Genomic DNA, 14,198 nt, shown 5'->3' on the forward strand with positions numbered 1-14,198 from the left:
TATTTAATTATGTTCTTCACATGGATCTTCACCATAAATTGGTTGACCATAATTGTCTTTACCTATAATACTTGGTTTTAAATATGCTGCATGAAAATTGGCAACACTTTCAATTGGCTGTCTATTTGTATATATGAGATCATTGCCCACAGTTATTATTCCGTCTACAGCCGCCCAACCGTTTTTTTCATCAAATTCACAAGAGGATGATGTTTCTTCCCATTCAACAGTAATTCCAGCAATAGAAGTAATACCTGAAAGGTAGGAAGAGACATTTGAAATTCCAGTGATAGGATAATAACACCCTAATTTCCTATAACCGTAATTGGTATAAGTGTAATCAGTTATTATTTGAGAACTTTTTGATATTTTTGCAGTACCGTATACATGCCAGAGATCGAAGCGATTGCTAACTATTTCCCATTTAGAAGTAACTTCTCCTCTACCATCTAACTCTTCAGAAGAAGAATACCCAATATAAAATGCTTTCAAATCATCTGCAGAATATTCATCATCACCGTCGGAATTATATTTTTTAATTGAGGCCTTTTTCGTATCTTTTGATTTTGATTCATTTTTTAAATTCGTCTCAATTTCTAAATTTCTTTTGATGGCTTTTCTTAATTTATTTCTATTTGATTCTACTTTTTCGTTTAACAAATATTCCTGAAGCTTTGTTGTTGATTTTTCATTATAAACCACTTTTGCTGTATTAACTTTTGTTATACTTTCATGTTGTGATCTTGTTTTTTCACTCTTTTAATCAGGTGTTTTTTCGCATGAATTTAACGAACAGATTGCCAAGAATGTAACGATAACACTGTAAATAGTTTTCCTTTTCATAATTGTAAATAGTTTAAATGTAATTTTTAACAATTATAAAACTCTCTTGTTAAAAAATGTTAAATTTTTTATTATCTGATTGTTAATTATTATTTCCTAAATTAAGAAATATGAATTTTTCAATTAATAAAGAGAAATATTTTTATTTTTCTTTATTAATTCATCTGTAATTTTAATAATCTCATTTACAAATTATTTAAAACTGAAATCTTGATGTATAATTTATATTTAAATAGTAATAAGTGGTACTTGAACCATAGTCTGCTTTAAAGAATTCACAATCGCTTATTTTAGACTATGTCTTTCATTGCAAATCATCTTATTATACTTAAATCATAAAATATACCTTTCAATCAAAAAATTAAATACTCCTGCTCTTCAACCTAACTTCATCTCCAAGAATTACACCCATGTCCTTTAGATAATCCATTAATTCGGCCAAGGTCTTATGCCTAGTCAATTTGATGATATTATGGAGCTTTTCACCATCTTCCACCAAATGTATGCATCGAGTATGTTTAAAGGAATAAAGTGTTTCACCGTTATTGATGTCCAAAGCTTTTTTAACAGGAATGAACTGTTTCCGGAAATAACTTTCATAAACTGGCTTTTCACCTGGTGTTCCTACGATTGAAAATACATAATCATATTTACTAAAGCGATCAAGGTTCATTCTCAATAAAATATTTAGAAATTCATCATCGATCGGTATATATTGCGTTTTATTTCGTTTTGAGTTCTCACTTGGAACTTGTATCAAGCGTCTATGTAGGTCGATATCCCCAACACGCAACAATCTAAGCTCGGCATCAGGTCGCATGCAGGAATAATAGATAAACCTACTGAACTGATACAGGTTAGGATTATTCTCCTTCAAATAATCCAAGGTTTTCTTAAACAAAACATTGTTAAAAGGAAGGTTTCCTTTTTTCTGAACACCCAATCTTTTGATCTTGGAGCATACATTTTCTTTTACGTATCCATCCTTATTGTCCAGAAAGAACTGCAGCATCGTATGGATGGCCTGCAAATAATGGTTGTAGGTTTTATTGGACCATTTTCGGTTCGTCTTAAATGTTGTTACAAATTCGAAAATATTATCCTTGGTAACTTGATCGATCCGTTTATAGTCAATAGCCTGTTCTGTCAAATACCTCTTGAAAAGATTCAAGCGATCCTCATAGGGTTTATAGGTGTTTTTCTTCAGCGAAGCCTTTGCGAAAATCAAATATTCATCGATGCAATTGCAGATGTTATATTTCTCGTGTTGGGAATTGTCTGCATAACTGAATTCCTGAAAAGGATTAAAGCCGGCTTCCAACAATTCTTTTATGGAATCCTTGACGAACCTTAATTGCTGAAGCCGTTCCTTTTTGTTATGGATTGAATTGATCGTGTTGTAAACCTTAAACCTTTCGTATTTTTTACCGTTAGGTTTTTGAAGTTCTTTTGGAATTAAAAAGTGGTAATGTACGAACCATTCTTTGGTTATATCACCACCTGCATCATAAGATTTAATCAGCTTGTAAGAAGGCATAAGTGTCCGGAAAATGTCTGGACTGTTTCCAACAAGCTGATTATCAGGGGTTTCTAAGTGGAGCCGGAGGGATTCGAACCCTCGTCCAAACATAGTATGATTTACGCTTTCTACATGCTTAGCTTCTCTTTAGTTGTCGGGAGAGGGAAGGTGAGTCGCTTACCTATACCGTTCTCCGTATCTGCTGTTTCTCGTCAGGGTTTAGCAGAGTCGCCCTGACCAGTTCTATTGTTCGATGCCCCTGGTGTTAGACCAAAGAACAGGATCTAACGGGACAAATAGCTATGTTAAGTCTAACTTAAGCAGCTAAGGCGTAGTTTTCTTCGCCAGTTGTAAAGTTGAAAGTTCAGATTAAAGTGCTAGACTAACAATGCACTGCATGCTTACATAACCATCGCTATCCTGTCAATTCCGGTCGACCCCAAGTTATGTAGGATTACAAAAGTAATCATATTCTTCGACTAAAATTGCATTTATTGGTTTAAAATAACGTTTTTTGAAAACAAAATGATTATATTCAAGGTTTTATGCTCAATGAATTTAACTTAATTGAGCATATTAGCTTACGTCTCGAGAAAATAATTGGACTCAGGCGTCAAAAATTAACGGATTTCTACACTAATAAATAAAAGAAATGGCAGAACCAACAATTAAAAGCAATTCCACTGAAACTGCTGTGGAAGAACAAAAAGATAAAGCGGCAACTCCAGCAAGCGCTGCAAAAACTCCTGCAAAAGCTCCGGTAACGAAGAAACCTGTAGCATCAAAAACGACAAGTACGAGAACTACAGCAGCTGCTAAGCCTGCAACTTCAACTACAGCTGCAAAAGCGGCCCCTGCTGCGGCTCAAAAAGCTCCGGCGACAACTGCTAAGGCTCCAGCAAAACCTGCGGCTAGCGCGGCTAAAACAGCACCTGCGGCAAAGCCAGCAGCCAAAGCTACTCCTGCTGCTAAACCAGCAACCGCAAGTAAACCAGCTGCAGCAGCAAAACCTGCTACAAGTGCTAAAACTGCCAGCCCTGCTAAAGCAGCAAATCCAGCTAAATTGGAAACCAAAACTACCGCTACTACAGCGAATGCAACTAAAGACTCAGCTTCAACTCCAAAAACTGCTACTGCTGCGAACAAACCAGCAGCTGCTGCAACAAAAACCGCAAAAGCAAAATCTACAGGTAGCAAATTGAAAACGACTAAAGCTACTGTGGCACCGATCGCAGAAAAACCAAGTCCAGTAGAAGCGAAGAAAATCGAAAAGGAAGCATCTTATAAGGAGACCGTTCCTAAATCAAGCGATTCTAAAGGAAAAGCTAAAAAAGAAGATAAGGACAAGAAAAAAGTGAAGAAAGATAAATCAGCTGAAGTGAAGGTGAAAAAAGACGTGAAGAAGAAAAAAGCTAAGAAAGTAGACGTAAAAGCAAAAGACAAAAAGGAGCCTAAAAAAGATAAAAATGAAGGCAAAACAATGAAAAAATTGAAAAAGGCTTTTACTGAAATTTACCATAAAATTGTTGGAGATTCCAACGATAGCAAATCTAAAAAAGGCAAAAAGAAAAAATAATACAATAAATAAGGGAGATCATGTAAGTATGTTCTCCCTTTTTTGATTTGTTATTTTTGATCTTTCAACCGAATTGAAACAGCGTTTTTATGTGCTTGCAGTCCTTCCAGCTCAGCAAGTATTTCTACTGTTGAACCGATTTGTTGCAAACCTTGCTCATCAATTTGTTGAAAGGTAATTTTCTTCACGAAGGAATCTACCGAAACTCCAGAATAGGAGCGTGCATACCCCGAAGTTGGCAGGGTGTGGTTGGTTCCAGAGGCATAATCCCCAGCGCTTTCTGGTGTTAAATGTCCCAAAAATACCGATCCCGCATTTAATACTTTATTGATCAGTGGTTTCCATTCATTGGTTTCCAGGATCAAGTGTTCGGGTGCATATGCATTCGAAAATTGCATGGCTTCCTCTAGGCTATCCGCCAAAATAATATAGGAGTTATCCATTGCTTTTTCTGCCAATTCACGTCTTGGCAATACTTGCAATTGACTTTCAACTTCCTTTTCAACAGCTTTCGCTATGGCTTCATCAGTACACACCAAAATAGCTTGACTATCACTTCCATGCTCTGCCTGAGCCAATAAATCAGCTGCAACATAAGCCGGATTAGCAGAATCATCAGCGATTACTAATACCTCAGAAGGACCGGCAGGCATATCAATACTGACATCTGAAATACCTTGAACGATGCTCTTAGCCTTGGTGACAAACTGGTTTCCTGGGCCAAAAATCTTATTGACCTTAGGTATACTTTCTGTTCCAAATGCCATGGCAGCTACAGCCTGAGCGCCACCAACCAAATATATTCTTTCAATCTTCAATAGTCGGAGGCAGTAAGCTACAAAGCCATTGATTTTTCCATTGTTTTGAGGAGGAGAACAAACTACGATTTCCTTACATCCAGCAATCTTCGCAGGGATACCGAGCATAAGTAAGGTACTAGGCAAAACGGCTGATCCACCAGGTATATATAAACCGACTTTTTCGATTGGTCGAACCTCGCGCCAACATTTTACGCCAGGCATGGTCTCCACCACGCGCTCGCGTTTCAATTGCGTTTGGTGGAACTTATAAATATTCTGAAAAGCAATTTCCAAAGCACGCATTTGATCCCTGGAAATTCCCATTGCCAATTCTTCAATATCATCAGCATCCAAATACAATTTCTCCAAATCTACCTTGTCAAACTGCTTGGCATAGGCCTTTAAAGCTTGGTCACCGTGCGTGCGCACCTCTTGTATGATTTGAGATACCGTATCCTGAATTGCATGGTTTGGATCGGTATTTCGATCCAGCAATTGCTGAAGTTGATCGGTCGATAATTCTTTATAATTGTATGTCTTGAGCATATTACATAATGATTTTCTCGACAGGCATTACCACAATACCTTGTGCGCCCGCCGCCTTCAATTTATTGATTTTATCCCAAAAATCATCTTCCGAAATTACAGTATGCACAGCCACCCATCCTTCTTCAGCCAATGGAACAACAGTTGGGCTCTTCACACCTGGCAGTAAATCAGTGATTTGACTCAAATTTTTCTTCTCCACGTTTAATACTACATACTTTGTTTCTTTGGCACGTAGTACCGATTGAATACGCTGTAAAAGCTCACAGATAATGGGGTTTTCTGCTAAACCTTCACGACCAATTAAAATAGCTTCCGAGCTTCTAACATCCACAAATGGTTTTAATCCATTGTTCTTTAAAGTTCCTCCAGTGGAAACAATATCGCAAATGGCATCGCTCAAACCTAATCCCGGTGCAATTTCTACCGACCCGGAAATCTCTTGAATGTCCGCTTGGATTTTATACTCGTCTAAGAAGTTTTGTAGGATATTAGGGTAGGAGGTAGCGATGGATTTGCCATTAAGGTCTTCAAGTCTGTCGATTGCGGAGTCTTTGGGAATAGCCAATTTCAATGTGCATCTACCGAAGCCTAATCGCTGTAAATATTGAACTTTCGCTTGTGTCTCATCAATTACGTTTTCACCAACGATACCCAAATCTGCAATCCCTTGCTCCACATATCCTGGGATATCATCATCCCGAAGGAATAGAATTTCCAAGTTAAAGTTAGCAACAGTAGTTATAAGGGAACTTTTATAGTTTTCAAAGTCTAGCCCACAGTTTTTTAATAGAAGAACAGATTTTTCGTTTAGTCTACCCGATTTCTGGATAGCAATTTTAAGATTTTTCAAAATGACGGTTTTTGATGTAAGTAAATTATTAATACCAATAATGATCCGGGGGGAGTTCTCGCTTCGCGTAGAAGCCATACTAATTCATATCGCCGCAATGGCGATGATGAAAAATGTGATGGTATGTGCGAGTGATCAACATATTAATAATGTCACAAATGTAAAACATTGGATGTTCTATTCCAAGAAATTATTCGTTTTTTATTAAATATTGTTTTTTATTCAAGAAAACTCTCGTGAATTTGGGAATTCCATAATTGAGATGAATGTACATAGGATAAATCATCTTATCCCTGTTTTTGCTTGTAAATAAGGATACAATGGATAAAAACTTATCTTTTTTTACGCAATTGCAATAATAAATATTGTAATAAGCTGGTAATCAAATTGTTTTCGGTTGTTCTTTAGCTGATTTATGCTTGGACATAAGTAATCGCTTACAGGTAATTTGTTTTACTTTCAATATAGCTTCTTTTATCTATTGTCTGTGGTCTAATCGTCTCTAACAGGGGTTTGCTTCGAGAACCCTTCGGATCTCCTTCGGAACTCCTTCGGATCTTGTTCGGATCTCGTTCGGTTGGAAGCGAACAAGATCCGAACAAGATCCGATTCAGATCCGAGAAAAATCCGTTAGAGTCTCGAAGCAAACTAGAGCTTAATACGAGGGAATAGCTAAGTTATGTAGTCAGAATACTGGCTTATTACTTGACTAGCTATCAAGATCAATTAATGGCTGTTCTTATATTATAATGATTGAATCCTATGAATTGGATTCCTTCTGTTTCGTCCTTAACATAAAAAAGGAGATGATCCGTAGACCATCTCCTCAAACATATAAACCAATAGAACTTAAAAGTCGAATTTTATTCTTGCCCTTACACCCCATTGCGGTGCGTCAGGGTGATCCAGATAATTTAGACGTTTTACAACATCTACACGAAGGATCTTAAAGATATTCGCAACACCAGCAGATACTTCCATATAAGGCTTATTGCTGAAAGTAAAGGACGATTGTTCGCCTAAACCATTTGTTTGCCAACTGTAAATGTTGTTGTTCAAACTTGGGTTGTTGCTGTCGCGTAATCCACCATAAACTCCCTTGAAACTAAAAACCTCACGGATCTTCAATTTCTTGATCAATGGGATTTTATTGAAAATAAAACCATTCATATAGTACTGTACATTCCAACTGGCATGTTTATCCGATATGAATTCCATAAAATTCATCAAGTTGTATGATTGCAGCTGATATGCGTACGTTTGGTTGGCGCGGTGAATGTTCAACACTGGGAAAGGTAAATTATCCCCAAGGGTATAAGAACCTTCCACGTTGATGTCTGCATAGCCCAATTGTGATAAGTAAAAGCGCTTAAATGCACCTGCGGTAAAGGTATGGTAGGCATTCTCACCGCCAAATAAATTCTTTAATCCAGCAGTATAGTTGAAATTAAAGATTGGGTAAGCATTGAAAATTGGCGTTCTATACAATTTCCCTTGGTAATATTCTTCATGAGGAGCATAACGTAAGCCGACATTGAACTCGGTGTTCTTTAGTTCGTTGATCTGCTTGAATCCACCATCCATTTGTGGCAAACGATAGGAGAGTACCCCTGCAGGGTTTTGATTCCACATACCTAAACCTGCGGTTACCGAGAAGTTACTGCTGAATTCCGCCTTGTAATCCACACGGTATACATGATTGTACAAGTAGCTCTGGTTTTCTCCACGTTTGAAAGATAGCAATACGTTATCCTCTTGGATAAACTCTAAATTCTGTCCTGGGATTTTGGTGTCATAAGATGCCGATACACGAACATAATGTTGCGGGAATTTATAGATCGACTTATTGTTTAAAGAGTATGTTCCACTTAAGAAGTATTTCCATTTTTTGTCTTCAAAACCATAAGCTCCATATCCCTCCATGTAGAATCGTTTACTTAACAATTCCGTCGTTCTACCTCCGACACGTAGACGGAATCCTTCCACAGGATTGTAAGAATAAAAGGTGTTTACAGGGCCAATTTCAACCGGACCAGCTTGTTTATAACCCGAGAATACCAATGCACCAATATCCATTAAAGTACGGAAGGAAGGCATATGCTGAAGGCTATCAATGTTTTCATATATCATGCGTTCGGACCTTTGCAAAGGTTCAGGTCGTAAAGTCGCCCAATAGCTTTCTTCTTTTAAAGGCTCTTCTTCAACTTGCTTAACGATGTATTTATCTGGAACCTGATATATACTATCCGGTCTTTCTAAGCCGTTTTGGTAGTTGTTGATTAAAACAACGCGTTTACCTCGGATTCCTTTTCCCTTGTCTGTTAAGGCAAAATCAATTCCTAAGCTCGATTTATTTAAATAGAATTTATTCTCAGCATTTTTTTCAAATCCCAACTCAATATTAAGATCTCTTACAAAGTTGATGTTCGCATCCTTATTGATGGTCATCTGTGCTTTTTGAACGGCATAATTACCATCTAGAGTCACATAAAGCTTGCCTTTAAAAAGTAGATCAGTTTTATTCCTTGGGAAAAAGCTTAATTCCACCAACATAGGTGATACCGTTTTGATGGTATCGGTAATGTAAAAACGATAAAACGTTGGAGCCGCATTGGCGATAGGACTTAAGAATTGATTGGTCAAGATCGTGATGTTGTTATCATAGATTTCCACCTCATCATATAACCTATTGAAATACTTGCTTAATCCATCATTATCTACAAATTTTGGGTCAAATTCTGCTTTACGTTCGGCTAAAACATATTGTTTCTTCGCGTTCGGGTCTTTACGATAGTAGACCTTGGAAAATTTTTCCTCCATATAAGCAGGCAGCACATAGCTGTTTTCTACAGAATCATCAGCTTGGAATAAAAACTGGTAGTTCTTGAATACTTTCTTGTTCTTGAATTTTCCATCCAGGTTACTCAGTCCTAAGCTGATTTTCTCATATTGGTCAAATTCAGCTAATTTCTGACCTGTAAGGCGATTTTGATCACGGTGAGCAACCACTTGGCGAATTAATTCAACCGCTGGATTGTTCTTGTTGGAATATTTCAAACGCTTTGGAGCCTTAATTACAATCTCTTCAATGCTATTTGCTGGAAAGAGCATGACCCGTATGTTTTGAGCTTCACCGGCTTTGATGGGGTATTCTTCCGATTCGAAACCAACATAAGAGACCATAATGGATTTGTAACTGCCAGGTACCTTTATCGAGAATTCTCCCGATTGGTTACTGCTAGTCACTAAATTTCTATCCGCTCCCATTACTGTAATCGAAGCGTAGGCAATAGGCTCGTAGTTTTCTGCATTCAGTACCTTTCCAGTTACAGTGGTCATTTCTTGTGACCATGTTTCTTGAAAGCTAAGCAACATTCCGAGCAATAAGTTAAAGTATAGTATATATGTTTTCATTTCATTACTTTTTGACTATTGTCGTTTATTGTTCAAAAAGTAATGCAAATAACATGTTTAAAATCCACATTGTAAAGAACTAAAGTTACATAATGACAATTTATTGATATTAAAGGCGAGAGCTTGTTTTTTTATGACAATTAAAAGATGAAATATAGGCTTTAATGGGCTTTAAAGTTGTGTTTTATGGCTATTGTGTCATTTTAACTTGGCTTATTCTTTCTATAAGAGGATTGACGTATATAAACATATATTGTCATTTTATAGATATATATTGTCAATTTATTTTAGCACTATCAAAAAATTAAATTTTGTAGCTAAAAACAGGCAATACGAAAAGTCTAGAAAAAGCAGTTTATGGGGTCATAAGCTATTAAAAGTCTCCCTATTGCATTTAAACGCAGGTTTGAATTTTGATAATAATTTTCCTCAAACCGTGCTAAATTTATTTATTTTACGAAATTCAATTTAAAAAACTGAAAATCAAATAATTACAAGAGTGTAAATTGTACAATATGCTAAATTTGCTTTTTTTATAGCTAAAAATATCCCTAGCTTTGTCAGCAAAATAAAGCCTATATATGACAAACTTAATCAGTACACAACTGGAGGCCCTGGGAATTCGACCAGTAGGCCCCGTATTCTTCCAATTGCCGGTACCGGAATTGGTGGAACATGCCGTTCGAAAACAGGAAGCAATGCTTAGTGATACAGGAGCATTGAGTTTCAACACGGGAAAATTTACGGGACGCGCACCAGAGTCTCGTTTTTTGGTTAAGGACAGTCTGACAACGGATACGGTTAATTGGGGTAAGGTTAATAAACCTGTAAGCCCTGAGTTATTCGATCTTCTGTTGCAGCGCGTTTCCTTATACCTTTCCGATCTCCCATTGTACGTACGTGGCGTACAGGCATGTAACCATGTATCCTATGCGCAAAACGTAGTAACCGTGTCTGAGAGCCCTTGTCAAGACATCTTCGTGAACAATATGTTTATCAATATTGACGTCGAAGAGATGCAAAAAGTGGACTGGACCGTATTAGTTGCTTCGAAATTGCAAGTTGAAGATCATGAAGCCTTAGGATTACCTACCAAGAATGTGGTGATCTTGGATTTAAACCGCCAAATGATTTTAATTATCGGAACTTCTTATACTGGCGAGATTAAGAAGAGTATTTTCAGTGCCATGAACTTCTACCTACCGCTAAAACACAATGTATTGACCATGCACTGTGCTGCAAACGTGGGTAAAGATAAAGACACGGCCTTATTCTTCGGACTTTCAGGAACAGGAAAAACGACATTATCATCAGATGAAGGTCGTAAGCTAATTGGTGACGACGAGCATGGCTGGACAGAAACCGAAGTATTTAACTTCGAAGGTGGATGTTACGCCAAAACTATTGGTTTGACTTATCAGCATGAACCACAAATTTTCAAAGCGATTCGTTTTGGATCTTTATTGGAGAATGTATTGTTTAAACCAGGAACACGCGAGGCAGATTATAACGATCGTAGCCTAACTGAAAATATGCGTGCTTCTTATCCTATTGAATTTTTAGACAATGTAAATCCTACGGGATTTGGTGCATCGCCAAAACATATTTTCTTTTTAAGTGCTGATGCATTTGGTGTATTGCCTCCGATTTCAAAACTTACCCCTGAGCAAGCGATGTTTTATTTCATCAATGGCTATACGGCAAAGGTTGCAGGAACCGAGATTGGCGTTATGACACCTACAGCTACATTTTCAGCATGTTTCGGTGCTGCATTTATGCCATTACACCCGATGCACTATGCTGAAATGCTGAAACAGAAACTTAGTTCGCATCCTGACGTTCAGGTATGGTTAGTAAACACCGGTTGGGTTGCTGGACCTTATGGCGTTGGAAGACGTATTCAGTTATCTTATACACGTCAATTGATTCGTTCCGCTATGGAAAATCACTTAGGTGATGCTGGTTATGAATCACATCCGGTATTCGGATTGCAAATGCCACGCGAGTGTGCTGGTGTTCCTAGCAATCTTTTGAATCCGAAAAAGATGTGGGAAAACCAAGAAGGATACGATGAAATGGCGAACAAGTTGAAGGGCATGTTCGATGAGAACTATGCGCAATACAACGTTGTAGAGGCTGTAAAATAGTCTTAAAAAACAGAGCATGGGAATACAGACATTAGAGCAGTTCATCAGTAAACAACAAGCTCAATTTCCGAATGCAAAGGGTGAATTTACACATCTTTTGCAGGCGATATCATTAGCGGCGAAAATCGTTCACCGCGAAGTGAACAAGGCAGGTCTTGCTGATATATTAGGCAAGCAGGGAAAACAAAATGTGCAAGGTGAAGAACAACAAAAATTGGATGTCTTCGCTGACCACCATTTTATTGATGCCTTGGAAAAAGTAGGTGAATGCTGTTATTTAGCTTCAGAGGAGCATGAAGATGGTTTGGATTTAACCAAACAATCGATATATCCTGTTGGTAAATACATGGTTTATTTTGATCCTTTGGATGGTTCATCAAATATTGATGCCAATGTATCTATAGGAACGATATTTTCCATCTATAAGCGAGTAACGACGGAAGGTCCATTGACTTTAGAAGATTTTGAACAATTAGGACGGCAACAGGTAGCGGCGGGTTATGTGATCTATGGTTCTTCCACCATGTTGGTGTATACCACTGGGAAAGGAACGAATGGCTTTACATTAGATCCATCCATCGGCGAATTCTGCCTGTCGCATCCTAACTTGCGCATTCCTTCAAGCGGAAGAACCTATTCGGTGAATGAAAGTAATTACAATCAGTTCTCTACAGCTATTAAACAATACCTTCAATACTGTAAGGAGCAGGATAAAGAAACTAGTAGACCGTATTCTTCTCGCTATATCGGTTCATTAGTAGCTGACTTTCATCGCAATATGATTCAAGGAGGGATATTCTTATATCCTGATACCTTGGCATATCCGGATGGTAAGCTTCGTTTGATGTACGAATGTAATCCATTAGCTTTTATTGCTGAGCAAGCAGGCGGTCGTGCCACGACTGGCTTAATGCCAATCTTGGATATACGCCCGCAAGAATTGCACCAACGCACACCATTAATTATCGGTAGTGATAAAATGGTGAAGATGGTCGAATGGTTTATTCACGAATACTCCACAGCAGAGCCTTCATTCGCATAATTTTTATTTAATAATATAACTTTCATGATCTTAAATTTTTAGGTTTGTAATCTAATTATTTAGGATTATGAAAGTTTTTCTTTTTTCACTCTTCTTATTCTTCGGAATAAGCCAATTAGCATCTGCTCAAGTGCCTCATTTTTTAGAGGGTCTTTGGAAACAGGAAGGTAAGTCGGTTTATGAACAATGGAATAAAAACCTCGACGGCAACCTAAAGGGCTTTAGTTATAAATTGCAGCCAAATGGTCGGATGCAGGTTACTGAATACCTGGATTTGCAACAAGAAGGCGAGATCCTCGTTTATAAAGCTACGGTTCTTGATCAGAACCAAGGCAAAACCATCTCATTCCCAGGCACGGTAAGTGGCAACACCTATACTTTTATTAATGCGCAGCACAGCTTCCCCAAAGGTATAAGTTACCAAAAAATTTCTCAGGACACTCTTCAGGTTTTGGTATTTGGCGGTGAAAGACAATTTACCATGCGCATGGTTCGCGTGAATCCCGAAAATAAAACTACTTCTTCCACAACAGGCTATGACGCTAAATTGGCTGACAGCCTAGGTGCCGATGCCTATGGTATGAAGTCCTATTTCCTGGTTGTACTCCAAACTGGATCTAATAAAACCACCGACAAGGAGATTATCAATGCAGGTTTCCGTGGACATATGGAGAATATGGATAAAATGGTCAAAGAAAATAAATTGATTATTGCCGGGCCATTCGGTAAGAATGACGATCAATTCCGCGGGATATTTATCCTACAAAACCTGAAAACCCTTGAAGAAGCACAGGCATTGGTCAATACCGATCCAGCTGTAAAAGCAGGTTTATTGAGCTTTAAGATTTATCCATGGTACGGCTCTGCAGCTTTGCCAATGTACTTGCCTTATTCAGAGAAGATATCGAAGGAGAAGCCGTGAGGAGAGATGAGACCGCTGCGCTGTTAGATGTGAGATGTGAGATTTGAGATAGAAAGGGGTGAGGAAAGCTGTAGGCGATGCATACATCGCCCGGAAATCCAATTCTTTTAATCTTATCATCCACCACTATTCTAAATATATAAAACTTGGGCGGGCAAACATTCCGCTTCGCTCAGTATTGCCCCTACGCATGAGGTACTACATAAAGATTAGGAAATTATCTAGATAGTACGTTAGGTAGGGGCAGCACTGAGTGAGTTTGCAGAAGGGGGGTATCCCCGATGAAAACGAGCGGAATGTCTGCCCGTTAATATTATTCTGTTTTTATCTTAATTCTTAAAGTTAGTTTCTATTGATTTTTATAATCGGTCGAAGCATGCTTCGACCCTACGGTAATGGGAATTGAAAAATAATATTTTCACGAATGTTTGTAGGGTCGATGCAGGCATCGACCGCAAATCCATTCCTTATCAAGCTTATCATCCAGCACTATTCTGTATGCATATTTTTTAAACGGGCAAACATTCCGCTTCTCT

Annotated in this window: 9 protein-coding genes and 1 other RNA gene; 4 read left to right on the forward strand and 6 right to left on the reverse strand. The window is 37.9% G+C overall.

All coding sequences use genetic code 11. The features are described from left to right. Positions 1-3 precede the first annotated feature (3 nt). From ACP6L2_RS01320 to ssrA, 3 genes are all read right to left on the reverse strand, one after another. Complete coding sequence (locus ACP6L2_RS01320) at positions 4-702, reverse strand: hypothetical protein (protein WP_440507513.1); 699 nt, start codon at positions 700-702, stop codon at positions 4-6. Positions 703-1,204: 502 nt separating this feature from the next. After that, a complete protein-coding gene (locus tag ACP6L2_RS01325; protein WP_440507514.1) occupies positions 1,205-2,380 on the reverse strand; it encodes a tyrosine-type recombinase/integrase in 1,176 nt (391 codons plus the stop codon). 55 nt (positions 2,381-2,435) lie between these two features. Then, positions 2,436-2,803: a transfer-messenger RNA gene (ssrA, locus tag ACP6L2_RS01330) on the reverse strand. A gap of 211 nt (positions 2,804-3,014) precedes the next feature. Between ssrA and ACP6L2_RS01335 the strand changes: the two genes are divergently transcribed. Then, complete coding sequence (locus tag ACP6L2_RS01335) at positions 3,015-3,938, forward strand: hypothetical protein (RefSeq protein WP_440507515.1); 924 nt, start codon at positions 3,015-3,017, stop codon at positions 3,936-3,938. Positions 3,939-3,988: 50 nt separating this feature from the next. On the opposite strand, the gene hisD is transcribed toward ACP6L2_RS01335, so the two are convergent. The 3 genes from hisD to ACP6L2_RS01350 form a co-directional block, all read right to left on the reverse strand. After that, positions 3,989-5,284, reverse strand: coding sequence for a histidinol dehydrogenase (hisD, locus tag ACP6L2_RS01340; RefSeq protein ID WP_440507516.1), 1,296 nt, complete (start codon positions 5,282-5,284; stop codon positions 3,989-3,991). 1 nt (position 5,285) lies between these two features. Continuing rightward, complete coding sequence (gene hisG, locus ACP6L2_RS01345; protein WP_344674366.1) at positions 5,286-6,137, reverse strand: ATP phosphoribosyltransferase; 852 nt, start codon at positions 6,135-6,137, stop codon at positions 5,286-5,288. Positions 6,138-6,986: 849 nt separating this feature from the next. Then, positions 6,987-9,551 carry a DUF5686 family protein gene (locus ACP6L2_RS01350; RefSeq protein ID WP_440507517.1) on the reverse strand — a complete coding sequence of 855 codons (2,565 nt, stop codon included), beginning with the start codon at positions 9,549-9,551 and terminating at the stop codon, positions 6,987-6,989. A 581-nt stretch (positions 9,552-10,132) separates the two neighbouring features. On the opposite strand from ACP6L2_RS01350, the gene pckA reads away from it, so the two are divergent. The 3 genes from pckA (at position 10,133) to ACP6L2_RS01365 (ending at position 13,662) form a co-directional block, all read left to right on the forward strand. Then, entirely contained in the window at positions 10,133-11,698 is a 1,566-nt protein-coding gene (gene pckA / locus ACP6L2_RS01355; RefSeq protein ID WP_440507518.1) for a phosphoenolpyruvate carboxykinase (ATP), read from the forward strand. A 16-nt stretch (positions 11,699-11,714) separates the two neighbouring features. Continuing rightward, positions 11,715-12,740 (forward strand): class 1 fructose-bisphosphatase, encoded by a 1,026-nt coding sequence (fbp, locus tag ACP6L2_RS01360; RefSeq protein ID WP_440507519.1) that lies wholly within the window; start codon positions 11,715-11,717, stop codon positions 12,738-12,740. A gap of 67 nt (positions 12,741-12,807) precedes the next feature. Then, positions 12,808-13,662, forward strand: a complete 855-nt coding sequence (locus ACP6L2_RS01365) for a DUF6265 family protein (protein WP_440507520.1) — start codon at positions 12,808-12,810, stop codon at positions 13,660-13,662. The last annotated feature ends 536 nt before the right edge of the window (positions 13,663-14,198 follow it).

Source organism: Sphingobacterium lactis (assembly GCF_051951495.1).
In the GTDB taxonomy this organism is placed as follows: Bacteria; Bacteroidota; Bacteroidia; order Sphingobacteriales; family Sphingobacteriaceae; genus Sphingobacterium; species Sphingobacterium lactis_A.